The sequence below is a fragment of the Mycobacterium sp. NPDC004974 genome (assembly GCF_053600815.1).
This window is the reverse complement of record NZ_JBSGAQ010000003.1, coordinates 334,163-348,710: the sequence shown is the minus strand read 5'-3', so window position 1 is coordinate 348,710 and position 14,548 is coordinate 334,163. Positions and strand designations below refer to the sequence as shown.

Below are 14,548 nucleotides of genomic sequence, written 5' to 3'. Positions count from 1 at the left end.
GGGCCTGCCGGTCTAACCGCGGCGCAGCATTGCGATGCCGACATCAAGCGCGGACTCCAGGTAACTCAGGTCGCCAGAGGCTAGCATCACGCTGACCCCACCCTGGATCCCGGCCAGCAGTGCGGCGCCCACCCGGTCGGCGTCCAGATCGGCGGCAATCTTCTCCTGCGACTGCATGTGCCGGATCCCCGCCGAGATCTCGTCATGCCATTGCCGCAGTAGGGCTTTGGTGACCGCCTGGGCGCCGGGAGTGGTGCGGCCGATCTCTGACATCAGCAAGCTCAGCGGGCAGCTCTGGCCCTGGCGGCGATAGCGCTCGACCACGGCGTCGCGCCAGCGTTGCCAGGCCGCCCACGAGGTCAGCTCGCCGAGGTAGGGCTGCTGATCCGCCAGCACCATCTGGGCTTCGCGTTCGGCCACGGCGAGCAACAGCTGGTCCTTGCCGTCGGGGAAGTAGTGGAACAGCTGGCTCTTCGAGGTCTGGGTGTGGGCGCGGATGTCGTCGAGCGTGGTGGCGGCGACACCGTTGCTGCGGATCACTTCGGCGGCGCCCTCGATGATGCGGTGCCGGGTGGCCTCGCCCTTGGCGGTCAGTTTTTGGACTTGCAGGTCCATTTTCATCTGCCTATACCTGGACTCATGAGTCCAAACACTACCCACGGCACCGCTCTGGCGGGTCGCACAGCACTTGTCACGGGATCCACCGGAGGCCTCGGCGTCGCCATTGCCAAGGCCCTCGCCGATCGGGGCGCCTTCGTCATCGTCAGCGGCCGCAACAAGGAACGCGGCGACTCCGTCGTCGCCGAGATCCGCACCGCCGGAGGGCAGGCCGACTTCGTCGCCGCCGACCTCGGGGCCGGGGCGGGCGAGGTGCGGCGCCTCGCGCGGCAGGCCACCGAGGCCGCCGGCGGCCAGATCGACATCCTGGTCAACAACGCCGGGGTGTGGGGGATGCCGGAACCCACCGGCGAGGTTTCCGAGCAGGCACTGCTGGAGTCGTACCAGACGAACGTCATCGCCCCCTTCCTGCTGACCGGTGCGCTGGCGCCCGCCATGGCTGAGCGTGGCCACGGCGCGGTGGTCAACGTCGGGTCGATCACCGGCCTGATCGGGGGCGACCGCTCCGCGCTGTATTCGTCGACCAAGGCCGCCGTGCACTCGCTGACCAAGTCATGGGCCGTGGAATACGGACCGCGCGGGGTGCGGGTGAACGCCGTGGCCCCCGGGCCGATCGCCACGGAACGGGCCGCCGACGTGGCCGATGAGATCGGACCGGTGCTGGCCCGCATCCCGTCCCGGCGCATGAGCACCCCCGAGGAGGTCGCCGCAGCGGTGGCTTTCCTGGCCGGTGACGACGCCGGGAACATCCACGGGGTGATCCTCAGTGTGGATGGGGGCTGGGCGGCGGCTTAACAGATGCCCTAGATTCTGTTACATGGCTGCTGATGCTGCGATCCTGATTCTGCGTGTGGTTCTTGGCCTGACCATGGCCGCACATGGCTACAACAAGTTCTTCGGCGGTGGGCGGATCCCCGGCACCGCGGGATGGTTCGACAGCATCGGCATGAAGCCGGGCCTGTTTCACGCCAGGGTCGCGGCCAGCACCGAGATCGCGGCCGGTCTCGGCTTGGCCCTCGGCCTGCTGACCCCGGTGCCCGCGGCCGGGTTCGTGGCGCTGATGCTGGTGGCGGCCTGGACCGTGCACCGGCACAACGGGTTCTTCATCGTCAAGGAGGGCTGGGAGTACAACCTGATCCTGGCGGTGGCCGCGGTGGCGATCGCCGGTACCGGGGCTGGTCACTACAGCCTTGATTACCTGCTGTTCTCCAACTGCAGCTTCTACCACCTGCTGAACGGCTGGTGCGGAATGGCGATCGCGGTCGTGCTCGGCCTGGCCGGTGGAATCGGCCAGTTGGTGATCTTCTTCCGCCCGCCGGTGAAGTCCTAGTTCGTGCGCGCCGACAATGACGCCCACTGGCCGGTCAGAACGACTACCACCGGACTAGAACACGTTCTAATCTGACCGGCATGGGTTTTCTCAAACAGGAATCTCCCGAGATCGACTTCGAGCAGTGGAGCAAGGGCACTCGTGCGGAGAAGATCCAGCCGATGGCGCGGCACTGGGCCGAGGTGGGGTTCGGGACGCCGGTCGCACTGCACCTCTTCTATGTCGTGAAGATCCTGGCCTACATCCTTGGTGCCTGGCTGATCGCGCTGACGACCACCGGGGTCGACGGGTTCACCAACGTCGCCTCCTGGTACGCCGAGCCGATCGTCTACCAGAAGGTTGTGTTCTACACGATGCTGTTCGAGGTCATCGGCCTCGGCTGCGGCTTCGGCCCGCTCAACAACCGGTTCTTCCCGCCCATGGGATCGGTCCTGTACTGGTTGCGGCCCAGGACGATTCGGCTGCCACCGTGGCCGAATCGGGTGCCGCTGACCAAGGGTGATGACCGCACCGTCGTCGACGTGGTGCTGTACGGGGCGCTGTTGGTGATGCTGGTGGTGGCGTTGGCCTCGCAGGGCACCGGCCCCATCCCGGCACTCGGCAGTGAGATCGGCGTGCTGCCGGTGTGGCAGACCGCGGCAATCGTCGGCCTGCTGGCCGTGGCCGGTCTGCGAGACAAGGTGATCTTCCTGGCCGCCCGCGGCGAGGTATACGGCTCGTTGGCCGTGTGTTTTCTGTTCAGCGGCGCCGACATCGTCATCGCGGCCAAGCTGATCTGCCTGACGATCTGGATCGGTGCGGCGGCCTCCAAACTCACCAAACACTTCCCGTTCGTCATCTCGACGATGATGAGCAACAACCCGGTGTTCCGGCCGCGCTGGATCAAGCGGAGGTTCTTCGAACACTTCCCCGATGATCTCCGGCCGGGGCGGCCGTCACGCTTCGTGGCGCACTTCTCCACTGCCATCGAGGGTTTGGTTCCGTTGGTGCTGTTCTTCTCGCATGGCGGTTGGCCGACGGCGATTGCCGCCTTTGTCATGTTGGTGTTCCACTTCGGAATCCTGAGCTCCATTCCGATGGGCGTGCCGCTGGAGTGGAACGTCTTCATGATGTTCTCGGTGCTGGCACTGTTCGTCGGGCACGCCGGGATCGGGCTGGGGGATCTCACCAGCCCGTGGCCGATCGTGTTGTTCGCGGTGGTCGCGGGCACTGTGGTGCTGGGAAACCTGTTCCCGCGCAAGATCTCGTTCCTGCCGGGTATGCGCTATTACGCGGGCAACTGGGACACCTCGCTGTGGTGCGTCAAACCCTCGGCGGCGGAGAAGATCGAGAAGGACATCGTCGCGATCGCCAGCATGCCGGCCGCCCAGATGGAGCGGTACTACGGCAGCCCGGAAGTCGCCCAGATGTATCTGTACATGGGATACGCCTTCCGCGGCTTCAACTCTCATGGCCGGGCCCTGTTTACCTTGGCGCACCGGGCGATGGCGGGTGAGAACGAGGACGACTACGTGTTGACCGACGGGGAGCGGATCGTCTCCACGGCGATCGGCTGGAACTTCGGTGACGGACACATGAGCAACGAGCAGCTCGTGGCCGCCCTGCAGAAGCGGTGCCATTTCGAGCCGGGGGAGGTGCGGATCGTCATGCTCGACGCTCAGCCGATCCAGCGTCAGACCCAGCAGTACCGGCTCGTCGATGCGGCCACCGGGGAATTCGAGCGGGGCTACGTCGACGTTGCCGACATGGTGACGCGCCAGCCCTGGGACGACGAGCTCCCGGTCCATGTCCGGCGAGATGACGCCACCACCACCTGAGCCGGTCACGGTATGGGTCGATGAGTCCGGGCGGTTGATGAGTGACCTGGGCAGCGTGGACACGCAGTGTCACGCCACCGTCCGGGCCGGCCATTGCCCGCAGCGGGCGCAGTGTGTGCTGCTGCATCGCGCGCCGGGTCCGCGGTTGCTGTTCGGCGAGTTGATGTCGGAGCTCGACGACGAGGCCGGCATCTACCTGGAGACACACGCCAAACAGCTTGACGCGGACCTCATTTCGATCACGGTGGACCACGTGGGTCCGGACGGTCCGGCCGGCAGCTGGCGCTATCGGCTGTTGCCGATGCGATGGAAGACCGCTGACGGCTGGCGGGATACCGGGGCGCGGCTGGCGGTCTGGCCGGACTAGTTCAGTCGTCCTCGAAACTGCGCACAGATCCTCGACACTGCGCTCAGATCGCAATATTGCCGCGAAACGCGATCTGGACGCAGGCTCGATGGGCTGGACGCAGGCTCGATGAGCGGCCAGGGCTCAGCGCATGACGTCGCGGACCTTGACGCTCTCGATGTCTTTCAGCATCAGGATCCGTGCGGTGTCCAGGTGCCTGCGCCAGTGCGCCTCGGCGGCATCCCCGTCGCCGGAGCGGATGAGCTGGATCAGCTTGCGGTAGGACCGCATCAGCTTGTCGTAGTCGCTCTTCGACACCGGTCGACGCTCCTTGAACAGGAAGGCGTGGTGGCGCACGGTGATCTCGTGCAGCATGCCGGCGATGATGCTCAAGGTGGCGTTGCCGGACAGCTCCACGACCCGGCGGTGAAAGTCGCCGGTGGTCTCGGCCAGTTGATCTGACTGGTGGTCCTTCGGGATGTGCTCGTCGAGCATCTGTTCCAGTTCGGCGAACGCCGCCTCATCGCCCTTCTCGGCGAGCAGGCGTGCGGCCATCGGCTCGATCGCCGCACGCCCCACCAGGAGATCGGCGATGTCGGCACCCGATAGTTCGAGCAGCAGCCCCGCCGGGCGGGCGACAATCTCGGGACCGGGCACCCGGACCCGGGCACCGGTACGGGAACCGCGCCGCACCTCGACCAGACGCTCGGACTCCAGCACCCGCACGGCCTCGCGCAGCGTCGGCCTGCTGACCCCGAAATGCTCCATGAGCTCGGCTTCGTTGGGCAGGAAGTCGCCCTCTTTCAGCTGGCCGTCGACGACCATGCGCCGTAATGTGCCTGCGACGAGCTCGGCGGTCTTCGGGGAACGGACCGGTGCCTGCGGTGCTATCGCGTCAGGGCCGATCATCGGCGCCAGCGGTGTGGTTCGAGCCACCAGACACTCCCAGTTAAGACAACTTCGTGCTGGCCGGATGGCCAGCTGTACAACTCAGTAAACCATCTGTTCACCGCAGGATCGGAACATCGAGCCCTACCAACCAGTAGGTTTGCATACCGCACGCTCCGTTGCAGCGCGGATCTATCAACTTCCGGCGGCGGGTTAATCCTGTGAAGGTGACCCTTGACCTCGGCGACAGCCAGGGCTCAGCCAAGCTGGCAGCGACGTTGACCCGATTGGTAGACGAGCACTCAGAGCGGGTTGAGACCCTCACCGCGATGCCCGACGACCGGTTCGGCCGGATTGGAATGCACTACACCCGCGCGGACTACCTCGCCTGGGCGCGCGACGATCTCACGTTCTACACCGGATTGCGCGATCAGCTCAAAGAGCAATGGCGGGCAGCTGCGCGATGAGCGCCGGCACACCTGGCGCGGGTTGCGGCCTCGCTAGCAATGGGGAGATTCATAAGAACCTCCCCAGTCGCCGGATCAATGGGTGCCTAGCCAGCGATCTGCACCAAATTCGCTGGTCGAGTATGACGCTTGGAAATGCCTATCGGTCAACCGGTTTTCTGGTTGGACGCTCAGCAAACGAGTCCTTGCCGTGTCCATTTCGTTATCAGTTAAGAAAATCCGCCAATCTATGGCGGCGTCAATTGAGCCGATCTATGTTCTCCAAACCACTACTGAGACAACGTTTTTGATCGAACATGAAAGGTCCGGTACTACCAATGAACCAATGGGATGAGCTGATCGCTGGCTACGTCGGATACCTCGTGGCCATCGGCCGTCCGAAGACCACGCGCCGTTTGCGGCGGTGGCAGGTCACTTACCTTCAGCAGTCACTCAATCTGCCCGTCGATCGCATCACCGAGGACGACCTACTCGGCTGGTTCGAGATCCACGAAGAGTGGAAGCCGGAGACCCGGCGCAGCTATCGCGCTGGCGTGCGTGGATTCTTCGCGTGGGCGCACAAAGCAGGACTGATCAGCGAGAATCCGGCGATCGAACTGCCCCAGGTAAAAGTCCCGCGTGCGGTACCGCAACCGGTGCCAGACCCAGTGTTCGCCGAGGCCGTGGGAGCAGCATCGGCCCGCACGGCGCTGATGCTCCGACTGGCCGGCGAGGTCGGTTTGCGCCGAGCAGAGGTGGCCAAGGTTCACACACGCGATCTCCGGCACCTGGCCGGAGGCGCGCAGTTACTTGTCCATGGCAAGGGGTCACGCGAGCGGATCGTCCCGATCAGTGGCGATCTGGCGGCAAAGATCGCGGCAGGGCCCGCCGGGTACGGTGCGACCGTTTGGCCGGCGGCTGGCTGGCTGTTCCCGAGCCCTCACGGTGGCCACGTCACGGCGGCGTGGGTCGGCACGCTGTGCTCCGACGCCATTCCCGGGGTCTGGACGATGCACAAAGCTCGCCACCGGTTCGCAAGCAAGGCCTACCGCGGCACTCGCAATATTCGTGCGGTGCAGGAGCTCCTCGGCCATTCCAACTTGGCGATCACAGAGCGCTACACGGCGGTTGATGATGACGAGATGCGCGCCGCGATGATGGCCGCGGCCGCATAGGAACAGCAGCAGGCCGAGGAGAATCCGCCTCTGACCCGGTAGGTGAGAGGCGGATTTTTGCGACACCGTCATGTGCGGCAGGAGGTTTGCCTTAGCATTCCCCGCATGGTGCGCGACGAGTACGGCGACGAGGTGTTCCCCGACGAGGATTTCACCCCCGTTTCGGCTCCTCCCCGGCAGACCGAACCGCGCGAACGGAATCAGATCCGCGAGGTGATCATCGCCGTCGTAGCCACAATCGTCGTGCTCGCGCTCGGGTGGTTCGGATGGCAGAAGTACACCGACCATCAGGCCGCGGAGAAAGCCAAGGAGATCGCTGCTCAGGTCGAGCAGTCAATGCAGAACCACTTCAACGCCGACGCAGGCCTATCTAAATACACCGTGCGAGTGCTGCGGGTGGACCTCAACCCGGTGACCGACACAAAGTATGAGGGTGTGGCGACTGTCAACACTGCCCAGTCGGCGGTCGAGCACCTGGTGCCGATCGACGTAACAACTTACGGTGACGAGCGGTTCATGTGGAAGGCCGAACCCGGCGCATTGCTGTTCTTGATGCAGGAGTAGCCCACGACGGAACCGCCTCCCGGTGCACTGCGTCCAATAATGTGATGAGCATTGAAGCGATCGACGCCGAACTGCGCGTACTGGTGGCGTACCGGGCGGCGTGCGCCCAAGATGGCGATCCGGTGCGCACCACCGCCGTGGTCGACAAGCTCCTCGATGAACGGTTACCAGAGAGCGTGCAGCACGGGCCGAAGCTGGGAGTTAACTGGGTCACGGTTTGACCAACGCGTCAATCAACTAGAGACCGAGACCATAAACTGCCGAATCGGCAGCGATTGATCGGCAAATCGACTGCAAGAGATCAGGGGGAAGTAAAAGACAATGGGTTCACAGACACCTAGGTTCCGGTCACAAGCTACTGGGGTCATCTGCCCGTGACTGGTGAACGTCAGATCGTTCCGTTCGGGCTCCGAGTCGAACTCAACGGCCACGCCGCACGCCGGAAGAATCCGCCGCCGCTGAGTGAATTCCCGGCGAATTTCAATGCAGCAGGCGCTGACCTGCTGGTCTTTCTCAGCTCATTCATCGAGGCGCTGCCCGCCCAGATGGTACGGCGCGGCGACCGACACTTCGGGTGTCCGTCGAACACCAAGCGCCGAGGTAGAACGATTCTCCTTCAACTGCACGGCGGTGAATCCGGTCGGCGCACTACGATTTCGCTCAAGCACGGCGACCCTGAGCACCAGCGTGAAACCTCTGGCGTGGAACGCGAACCGTTCTGGGTCGCTGCAGTTGTACCGAACAACTCCAATCAGGCATGGCTGCTTGTTGAGAAGGCGGGCCGGCACACGGTCCCGACCGAGTGGCGGACTGAACTATCCAATGCGTTCAAGCAGGCCTATCCGGGATATTTGCTAAAGATTTCACCGATCACCGAATTGTCGCTGTGGGCACAGGTGGAGAACTCCACGGACCCACGGCTGCTCACGTTCGAAGCAGTCATGCGCGACAGCAGTTCGGGAGGCGATCATTCGGCCGGCCACCCGGGCAATATGGCGCGATACGACACCCAAGTTTGGCATTCCGACAAGGCGCGACAGGGCGCCCTCCTCAGACAGTTCCGAAGGATGTTCACCAGGAAGAAGACCCCGACCGGCCTGGTGGAGATCGACCAGCCGCTCGACGTCGATGATTTGTCAGACCCCAATGCCACCATTGTCCTGCGAGACGACGTGCGGCAGATCAAGGCGCGAGTGTTCAACAGCGAAGGCAAGAAGAAGACGGTGATCTTCGACGGCCGTGAGCCTCAGATGACCGTCGTGATGGATGGCGTATTCGACATATCGCCCAGCGAGGTCAAGTTCTGGGAAGAAGCGAGATCCGTCATAGTCGACCTCGCGGCCAACGGTGGTGTGAGCTTGGCGCCGAAGTGGGACACTGAAGAGTGGGACCATCCGGAAAACGCGATCAAGGTGGAGGTGAGTCCGAGTGACGTACCAGCTCACGAGGACAACCGCAGCCCTGAAGAAGGGGCTTGAGCGTCCACAAGACGGTGCGGTTCCGTGGACACGGCTCGTTGGGGCCTATGTGGTGCCAGCGCTTTGCGGGGTCGGCGCATTCGCCTGGGCTTGTTCTCTGACGCCTGGAGCTCTCCTGCCTGGGGCAGCAATCATTTCCGGAGTCCTGCTGTCTCTTGCGACGATGAGCTACAACAGGGTCAAGGATCTATCTGGCGACCATCGCTGGGACGGCATCGATCCGATGGCCGCTGCCGTGGAATTCGCCCGGGCGTCAGTCCGCGCCGCGCAAATCTCAATCGCCACATCAGGTTTGCTGGTGGTGGGCTTGCTCGTTCCAGAGAAGTCGATCTATGCGCACTTGGTTGTGTCAGCCGCCGCTGCCGTGCTTCTCCATCTGTTCATCCGACTTTGGTTCCTCCTCGTGATGATCAGGCACCAGGTTGGCGCGACCGCCGGCCAACGTGCGGTCCGACGTCTAGTGCGGCACTGAGGAATAGAAATCCAACATGCGATAAATCGCAGCCGGGGCCGCCGTAGCGCCCAGCAACGACAATGCGGAGTCAGCGGCTAACCGTGCGGTGATAGTCTGCGGTCATTCCTGAGGGGGGATCACGGATGACTGAGCGTCTGTTAATTGACGATCAAGGCTTGAACGCAGCGGCCCAGGGCAGCGCGGAGGTCGCCGCTTCGCTGGAAGCGACCGCAGCACCGAGCGCGACGTCCGGGGACCAGCCCAGCCATGCGGGGGTATCGGCCATCGACGCTGCGCTGGCATCAGCGCGCGACCGCCAAGCCACGCGGGTCAGCAACCACGCGCAGTACATGAAGCTCGGCAGCGGGGTGTATCGCCGCACCGACGATGATGGGGCTGCCGCTGTGACGAGGACGATATGAGCCCTGCAGCAGACGCCGGGGCAGGGCTGACGCGGTCGAAGATCGAGAACTGGGACATCACCCACCTTGAGATCGCCGCCGCGCGGTGGCGCGCCTCGGCCGACGAGTTCGAGGAACTATTCGCCCAGCATCGCCAGAACATCAGCGGGACCGAGTGGGAAGGCACCGCCAAGGACGCCGCCGTGGACCGCGTCACTGCCGACTCGGCGGTGGTTGGCCGCCACGGTGAAGTGGCGCGGGCTGCTGCTGATCTCGCCGACAGCAGTGTCGCGGACCTGCAAGCTGCTCAACGCGCCGCACTCGGGCCGATCGCCGACGCCGAAGCTGACGGGTTCCGGGTTAGTGAGGAATTCCGAGTCGCCGACACCCGACGAATCGACGTCGCCACAATGGCCGCACGCTACGCCGCCGCCAGAGAGCACGCCGAGAACATCCAATGGAACGCTGAGCAGCTCCTGGCCACCGACACCCTCATCAGGGAACGCTTGCAAGCCAAAGCCACTGAGCTCGACGGAATTACCTTCGACGGCGCCGACAACGGCACGATCCAGGCCGCCAGCTTCGGTGACGGATTCAAACAGAGCGGTGGCGACGAAGCCGACCCGGAACCCGACTTCGGCGAGTGCTTCACCGAAAACTTCAAAGAGGACATTGGGAAAAACATGATTCAAGGCGTATTCGTGGGCGGAGCACTCGGCGCCATCCGCGGTGGAGTTGCCGGCCTACTCGGCGGGCCGGTCGGGATCCTCGGCGGTGGCATCGCCGGTTTCGTGGGCGGCGCCGCAATGGGTGCAATGATCTCCGGCCCGGCCAGAACCGCCGCCTTTTCAGCTTGGAACTGCCTGTAATGGACACACGTAAGGTGCTGCTCGGTTGGGTCATCTACGTCGCGGGGACGACAGCGATCTACGCGCTGCTGTTCAACGGCAAGTTCGGCCACGGCGGGCAGCTGCCCGTATGGCTGATCGGCGCGGCATCAGCGATGGCCATCGCCGCAATCGTCATCCTCGTGCAGTGGCTACGCGGGGTGAAAACTGGCCGGGTCAGCAAGGATCGGTCGCGAGACGTGTCAGGCTTCTTCTGGATGATCATGGTCACCGGAGCCGTGGGCGACATGCTCGCGGTGGCCGCAGAGATCGCATTCGGCGCCAGTGCGGTGTGGTTGATGATCCCGATCGCCACCATCACCTACGCCTTGTGCGTGGTCTGGCTATACCACCGATACTTCAAGCCCACGCCTGAGCACAGCGAGGAAGGCTGACGCCGTGGCACTGATCGTGACGTTCATCGGTTCAAACGCTGAGCGAGTCAGCATTGTGATCCCACCCGAACACACCGCAGAACAGATTCAGGAAGCATTGGCCCGCACGCCTGGTGGGCAGTGGGCAGTGATTCCGGGGATCGTCGACGGTCAGCGCGCCCACGTGTATGTGCGACCCGACCGCTACGGCATGTTCTTCTTGCACGAGGTGGATGACGCAGCCTCATCGGCGTGAGCGCGGACTTTCCTCGGCCGGCACCCCAGTCGGGGCGCTATCTCGGCAAACCTTGCAGATGGAGACGATCGAAAAGATGAGCATTTCGAACGAAGAGATTTACGACGCGGCGGGGCGAGCGCAGTATGCATTGTCCCAGATAAAGTTTGGCGAGCTCAGTCCCACTGAGGTAATCGCCTATGCATCGGCGCAGGCAACCACCGCACTAGCTCTGGCCACCATGCAGGGGGTGGAAGTGCAGCGCGCCATTTACGGGGCGTTAGGCGATCTCTCATCCTTGAGCGCTGGCCAGCGCGCACAGCTGGTGCGCATCGCTGCTGTCATGGAGTCCGCGCGGTAGCTCCTGGCCGAAGCGGCGTCGAACGATCGTCGGTGCCGTGATCACGGGCATCATCATTAAGACTGTGTACACCTAGGTCCGGCAGGCCTGAACGCAAGAGAAGACCCCTCCCGCTGAGAGGCCGGGAGGGGTCTTTGACTTGCCAGATCGGAGGTCAGTTTATCGCTGTCGGGCGCTTCACACCTCGTCTTTGAGTTCGGGCGGTATGGGTGGGGCGGGTGTGCCGGGGGCGTGGTGCATGGCCCAGGCCATCCATTCGCGGATGTGCCGGACGGCGATCCGGAACAGGTTTTTGAACTCGTCGCGTTCGTCTTCCACGACGGCGAGCCGGGATTCGAGGTCACGTACCTTTTTGGAGGTGCGTGCCTGCCATGCGGTCAGCACGGCGGCGATCGCGATACCGGAGGCGTTGATGACCTCGGGGAGATCGATCACCAGCCACCACCGAGGGGGATGCTGTCGACAGCCTGCTTTGCGCGCTTGGCGTGAACGTTCGCGGACGCGACACCGCCGCCGATGATGGCCAGCGCGATCTGCGCCCAGGTGGTGAACTGCGCGTCGGTCACCAGATGCAGCGCGACGAGCAGGATCTGCAGCGCGGTGATGACACCCTGCAGGCTGGTGCGGAACCCGGTAACCGACTTCCACGAGGCGAGCGACGGTGTGAGGATCGCCAACGCCAGGCCAGTCCATTCCCACGTGTGGCTCTTGACGGTAGCCGCGATGATGAGCGGCACCACGATGTAGAGCAGCGCGCGGAACTGGTCCCAGGACCGGTTTTTGATGACGTCGAAAATAGTGATCATGACAGCGCCTTTCGGTTTCGATTGGTTCAGCGGCGGAATGCGGCGATGTGGTCGTACGCGTACTGGGTGCCGGTGCGGTTGCCGAACTCCGGCCGCGGCGGCATGGTCGCGTGATACGCGCCGTGCGACTGCAGCCCTGGCAGCGCGGCGATCAGACCGATCAGGCCGCCGATGTTCTGGAGGACACCGGTCGGCGACAGGATGTCCTCGATCCGCTTGGTGGTGGCCACATCTCGGCCGCCTCCGGCCTGGCCCATGAGCTGGCCGAGCACGGGGTTGTTGCCGAGGCCCTGCAGCCCGTTGAGCGTCCCGAGGGCGAGCTGGACCATGGGTCCGAACCCGCCGAGCAGCGGCCCGAAGATCGGCAGCAACGTGGCCGCCCACTCCAAGATGATTGGCACCGCGATGCGCAGGACGTGCACGAAGAACGGCAATTCCATTTCGGCCTTGATGATCTCGGCGTAGAACGCCGGCCGAATTTCATCCTTGGCGACGGCGTAGAAGTCGTCGCGGGTGTTGATGTTGACCATGAGGCGGTTCAGCCACGCGGGATACGTTTTCCGGGCGATGCCGGTGACCGGTGTGGCCGGATTGCCGAACAGGATCAATCCGTTGATCCGGTCGCGAATCAGCTCGAATTCACCGCCGTCGCCGAACAGTTCCAAGACGGCGTCGCACATGCCGTCGGCCGATTGGCTGTACCCGGATGGCCACAGTTCCACGTCGACCGGGGCATTGCGGTCCTGCCGCCGCCGCTCCATCGCGATCTTCACATCGGGGTTGTTCTGCAGTAGCCAGCGGAACGACGCGAGCTGGTCGGCGATAACCTCCAGGTAGGAGAACTTCGGGTCGCCGCCCATGAGGCCGAGGTAGCCGCCCTTCTGGAAGGACACCGGTTGATGGTTGATCGAAAGCGACTGGCGGCCGGGCTCGTTGAACCCGGCTCCGCACAGCATCTGGCCCACGTCGTGGCTGGGTCCGAGCCAGAAGTCCGCGCCGCTGCCGGGGCAGGAGTAGAACCAGATCGGGCGACGCGCTGGCGCGGGTTGGGCACCGCCGTAGCCAACGAGGCCGGCCGTGCGCGGACCGAAGATGCCGTCGATGACGATGCTGTGCCCAGCCTGCGCGAGGCGGCGTTGCATTTCACGGGTGAACGCCTCGTCGCTGCTGCCGTAATAACCGTCGACGGCGCCGAGCAGGAACACGTACGTCGGGGCGTAGCGCGCCGCCCACTTCTGCCAGTGGGTGACGTCGTCACCGCGGGCATCGGATGAGCCGATCTTGAGCGGCAGCCGCGCGGTCACGATGCGTCCTGGTGCAGGTCGGCGATGCCCTCGACGGTGAACTTGCCGCGGCTGCCGTCGGCGACCTTGCCGAACAGCCCGGGCCAGCCTTTGGCCTCTGGACCAAAGAGCTGCTCCCACAGCTGCTTTGTCATCTCGTCGGTCGACGGGTAGACGAACGCAGGCGGCACGGACGGCGGGCTGGTGGGCGCGGTGGCCCCGTCGAGCACGATGCCGTAGGTGGCCAGCCGCGTCTTGGTTTCCGGGCCCACGATGCCGTCGGCGTTGATCAGCGAACGCTGCTGGAATTCGGTGACGGCGGCCGCGGTCATCGGGCCGAAGATGCTGTCCTCGTCGAGCGGCATTGCCCGGTAGTTCGGGAACACCTTGTTCATGCCCTGCTGCAGCTTGAGCACCTGGGCGCCCTCGGAGCCGGTTTGGAGGTAGCCGTCGGGGATCGGCGTGCCGGGATCCGGATCCTGGCCGGGAGCGAAGATGCCCCACAGACCATTGCGCAAGTCGGTGGCCAGCTGCTCGGTGCCGGCGTGCCCTTCGGCGAAGTGCAGCTCGAAATGCATCTCGTCGCGGGGGCTGGTCCAGTTGCCGCCGAACTCGACGATGCCTCGGAAGTCGGCCACGATCCGGTCCACCGCGGCGCGGTCCGGCCAGGTGCCCCACTTCTCGTACGGGTGCTTGTTCCAGTTGTAGTCGACCGCCGACGCGCTGTTGTGGTTGCTGTTGCCCATCGAGTTCTCGGCGGTGTAGCAACCGATCTGGGAGACGATCATCGGCTCGATCTTGTTGAGCCGCCAGATGAGCGCCTTGAGGATGGTGTTCGGTGCGCCCTTGCGAACGCCGAGCTTGAACGCGGTACCGGGAACCGCGCTGTAGTCGAGCTCGGCGGCATCGCACATGCGCCAACCGTTTTCGGAGATCCAGTAGCCCTGCTTCTTGATGAATGCCATGGCCGGTCCTTTCACGACGAAGCCCCGGTCACCGAGTGGTGCCGGGGCTGATTGGGCTTAAATAGATCGGCGCAGGTCAGAGGGCGCGCACCGGGAAATCGCGGGTTACTTTTGAAATAG

The 14,548-nt window shown here is 64.2% G+C and carries 21 protein-coding genes; 15 read left to right on the top strand and 6 right to left on the bottom strand.

The genetic code is table 11. The annotated features are described in order from the left end of the window. Positions 1-12: 12 nt before the first annotated feature. Positions 13-615, bottom strand: coding sequence for a TetR/AcrR family transcriptional regulator (locus ACWEFV_RS09815; RefSeq protein WP_450070021.1), 603 nt, complete (start codon positions 613-615; stop codon positions 13-15). A 24-nt stretch (positions 616-639) separates the two neighbouring features. Between ACWEFV_RS09815 and ACWEFV_RS09810 the strand changes: the two genes are divergently transcribed. From ACWEFV_RS09810 to ACWEFV_RS09795, 4 genes are all read left to right on the top strand, one after another. Further along, positions 640-1,413: an SDR family NAD(P)-dependent oxidoreductase gene (locus ACWEFV_RS09810; RefSeq protein WP_135457481.1), complete on the top strand. Its 774-nt coding sequence runs from the start codon at positions 640-642 to the stop codon at positions 1,411-1,413. Between the two features lie 22 nt (positions 1,414-1,435). Continuing rightward, positions 1,436-1,948, top strand: coding sequence for a DoxX family protein (locus ACWEFV_RS09805; protein ID WP_450070020.1), 513 nt, complete (start codon positions 1,436-1,438; stop codon positions 1,946-1,948). A gap of 80 nt (positions 1,949-2,028) precedes the next feature. Next, positions 2,029-3,765 carry a DUF3556 domain-containing protein gene (locus tag ACWEFV_RS09800; RefSeq protein WP_450070019.1) on the top strand — a complete coding sequence of 579 codons (1,737 nt, stop codon included), beginning with the start codon at positions 2,029-2,031 and terminating at the stop codon, positions 3,763-3,765. Then, entirely contained in the window at positions 3,734-4,132 is a 399-nt protein-coding gene (locus ACWEFV_RS09795) for a hypothetical protein (RefSeq protein WP_450070018.1), read from the top strand. The genes ACWEFV_RS09800 and ACWEFV_RS09795 overlap by 32 nt, the downstream gene beginning before the upstream one ends. A 123-nt stretch (positions 4,133-4,255) precedes the next feature. Here the strand turns inward: ACWEFV_RS09795 and ACWEFV_RS09790 are convergent, their stop codons facing one another. Further along, on the bottom strand, positions 4,256-5,047 hold the full coding sequence (locus tag ACWEFV_RS09790; RefSeq protein ID WP_135457472.1) for a FadR/GntR family transcriptional regulator: 792 nt from the start codon (positions 5,045-5,047) through the stop codon (positions 4,256-4,258). Between the two features lie 179 nt (positions 5,048-5,226). On the opposite strand from ACWEFV_RS09790, the gene ACWEFV_RS09785 reads away from it, so the two are divergent. The 11 genes from ACWEFV_RS09785 to ACWEFV_RS09735 all read left to right on the top strand — a co-directional run bounded on the left by ACWEFV_RS09785 (position 5,227) and on the right by ACWEFV_RS09735 (position 11,374). Continuing rightward, a complete protein-coding gene (locus tag ACWEFV_RS09785) occupies positions 5,227-5,466 on the top strand; it encodes a hypothetical protein (RefSeq protein ID WP_450070017.1) in 240 nt (79 codons plus the stop codon). Between the two features lie 362 nt (positions 5,467-5,828). Next, positions 5,829-6,620 (top strand): tyrosine-type recombinase/integrase, encoded by a 792-nt coding sequence (locus tag ACWEFV_RS09780; RefSeq protein ID WP_450070016.1) that lies wholly within the window; start codon positions 5,829-5,831, stop codon positions 6,618-6,620. Positions 6,621-6,725: 105 nt separating this feature from the next. Next, positions 6,726-7,184, top strand: a complete 459-nt coding sequence (locus ACWEFV_RS09775; RefSeq protein ID WP_450070015.1) for a hypothetical protein — start codon at positions 6,726-6,728, stop codon at positions 7,182-7,184. A gap of 44 nt (positions 7,185-7,228) precedes the next feature. Then, positions 7,229-7,405 carry a hypothetical protein gene (locus ACWEFV_RS09770; RefSeq protein ID WP_450070014.1) on the top strand — a complete coding sequence of 59 codons (177 nt, stop codon included), beginning with the start codon at positions 7,229-7,231 and terminating at the stop codon, positions 7,403-7,405. Between the two features lie 153 nt (positions 7,406-7,558). After that, positions 7,559-8,662, top strand: a complete 1,104-nt coding sequence (locus ACWEFV_RS09765; RefSeq protein ID WP_450070013.1) for a hypothetical protein — start codon at positions 7,559-7,561, stop codon at positions 8,660-8,662. Between the two features lie 163 nt (positions 8,663-8,825). Further along, positions 8,826-9,134 carry a hypothetical protein gene (locus ACWEFV_RS09760; protein ID WP_450070012.1) on the top strand — a complete coding sequence of 103 codons (309 nt, stop codon included), beginning with the start codon at positions 8,826-8,828 and terminating at the stop codon, positions 9,132-9,134. A 125-nt stretch (positions 9,135-9,259) separates the two neighbouring features. Further along, on the top strand, positions 9,260-9,538 hold the full coding sequence (locus ACWEFV_RS09755) for a hypothetical protein (RefSeq protein WP_450070011.1): 279 nt from the start codon (positions 9,260-9,262) through the stop codon (positions 9,536-9,538). Beyond that, the gene (locus tag ACWEFV_RS09750; protein WP_450070010.1) at positions 9,535-10,386 is read left to right on the top strand and encodes a hypothetical protein; all 852 of its coding nucleotides are present in this window, start codon (positions 9,535-9,537) and stop codon (positions 10,384-10,386) included. The genes ACWEFV_RS09755 and ACWEFV_RS09750 overlap by 4 nt, the downstream gene beginning before the upstream one ends. Then, on the top strand, positions 10,386-10,799 hold the full coding sequence (locus ACWEFV_RS09745; protein WP_450070009.1) for a hypothetical protein: 414 nt from the start codon (positions 10,386-10,388) through the stop codon (positions 10,797-10,799). Before ACWEFV_RS09750 ends, ACWEFV_RS09745 begins: the two co-directional genes overlap by 1 nt. Positions 10,800-10,803: 4 nt before the next feature. Next, positions 10,804-11,034 (top strand): hypothetical protein, encoded by a 231-nt coding sequence (locus ACWEFV_RS09740; protein ID WP_450070008.1) that lies wholly within the window; start codon positions 10,804-10,806, stop codon positions 11,032-11,034. A 58-nt stretch (positions 11,035-11,092) separates the two neighbouring features. Further along, entirely contained in the window at positions 11,093-11,374 is a 282-nt protein-coding gene (locus ACWEFV_RS09735; RefSeq protein WP_450070007.1) for a hypothetical protein, read from the top strand. 177 nt (positions 11,375-11,551) lie between these two features. Here the strand turns inward: ACWEFV_RS09735 and ACWEFV_RS09730 are convergent, their stop codons facing one another. The 4 genes from ACWEFV_RS09730 to ACWEFV_RS09715 are packed head-to-tail and all read right to left on the bottom strand — an operon-like array spanning position 11,552 to position 14,428. After that, positions 11,552-11,809 (bottom strand): hypothetical protein, encoded by a 258-nt coding sequence (locus ACWEFV_RS09730; RefSeq protein ID WP_450070006.1) that lies wholly within the window; start codon positions 11,807-11,809, stop codon positions 11,552-11,554. Further along, complete coding sequence (locus ACWEFV_RS09725) at positions 11,806-12,180, bottom strand: phage holin (protein WP_450070005.1); 375 nt, start codon at positions 12,178-12,180, stop codon at positions 11,806-11,808. The genes ACWEFV_RS09730 and ACWEFV_RS09725 overlap by 4 nt, the downstream gene beginning before the upstream one ends. Positions 12,181-12,206: 26 nt before the next feature. Next, positions 12,207-13,484 (bottom strand): peptidoglycan-binding domain-containing protein, encoded by a 1,278-nt coding sequence (locus ACWEFV_RS09720; RefSeq protein WP_450070004.1) that lies wholly within the window; start codon positions 13,482-13,484, stop codon positions 12,207-12,209. Then, positions 13,481-14,428, bottom strand: a complete 948-nt coding sequence (locus ACWEFV_RS09715) for a peptidoglycan-binding protein (RefSeq protein ID WP_450070003.1) — start codon at positions 14,426-14,428, stop codon at positions 13,481-13,483. The genes ACWEFV_RS09720 and ACWEFV_RS09715 overlap by 4 nt, the downstream gene beginning before the upstream one ends. Positions 14,429-14,548: the final 120 nt, after the last annotated feature.

Excerpts from the sequence above, each read along its gene's own strand:
- ACWEFV_RS09750 (WP_450070010.1), top strand. The coding sequence starts at position 9,535 with ATGAGCCCTGCAGCAGACGCCGGGGCAGGGCTGACGCGGTCGAAGATC.
- ACWEFV_RS09815 (WP_450070021.1), bottom strand. The coding sequence starts at position 615 with ATGGACCTGCAAGTCCAAAAACTGACCGCCAAGGGCGAGGCCACCCGG.
- ACWEFV_RS09800 (WP_450070019.1), top strand. The coding sequence starts at position 2,029 with ATGGGTTTTCTCAAACAGGAATCTCCCGAGATCGACTTCGAGCAGTGG.
- ACWEFV_RS09715 (WP_450070003.1), bottom strand. The coding sequence starts at position 14,428 with ATGGCATTCATCAAGAAGCAGGGCTACTGGATCTCCGAAAACGGTTGG.
- ACWEFV_RS09745 (WP_450070009.1), top strand. The coding sequence starts at position 10,386 with ATGGACACACGTAAGGTGCTGCTCGGTTGGGTCATCTACGTCGCGGGG.
- ACWEFV_RS09795 (WP_450070018.1), top strand. The coding sequence starts at position 3,734 with ATGTCCGGCGAGATGACGCCACCACCACCTGAGCCGGTCACGGTATGG.
- ACWEFV_RS09775 (WP_450070015.1), top strand. The coding sequence starts at position 6,726 with ATGGTGCGCGACGAGTACGGCGACGAGGTGTTCCCCGACGAGGATTTC.
- ACWEFV_RS09735 (WP_450070007.1), top strand. The coding sequence starts at position 11,093 with ATGGAGACGATCGAAAAGATGAGCATTTCGAACGAAGAGATTTACGAC.
- ACWEFV_RS09755 (WP_450070011.1), top strand. The coding sequence starts at position 9,260 with ATGACTGAGCGTCTGTTAATTGACGATCAAGGCTTGAACGCAGCGGCC.
- ACWEFV_RS09760 (WP_450070012.1), top strand. The coding sequence starts at position 8,826 with ATGAGCTACAACAGGGTCAAGGATCTATCTGGCGACCATCGCTGGGAC.
- ACWEFV_RS09805 (WP_450070020.1), top strand. The coding sequence starts at position 1,436 with ATGGCTGCTGATGCTGCGATCCTGATTCTGCGTGTGGTTCTTGGCCTG.
- ACWEFV_RS09725 (WP_450070005.1), bottom strand. The coding sequence starts at position 12,180 with ATGATCACTATTTTCGACGTCATCAAAAACCGGTCCTGGGACCAGTTC.
- ACWEFV_RS09770 (WP_450070014.1), top strand. The coding sequence starts at position 7,229 with ATGAGCATTGAAGCGATCGACGCCGAACTGCGCGTACTGGTGGCGTAC.
- ACWEFV_RS09810 (WP_135457481.1), top strand. The coding sequence starts at position 640 with ATGAGTCCAAACACTACCCACGGCACCGCTCTGGCGGGTCGCACAGCA.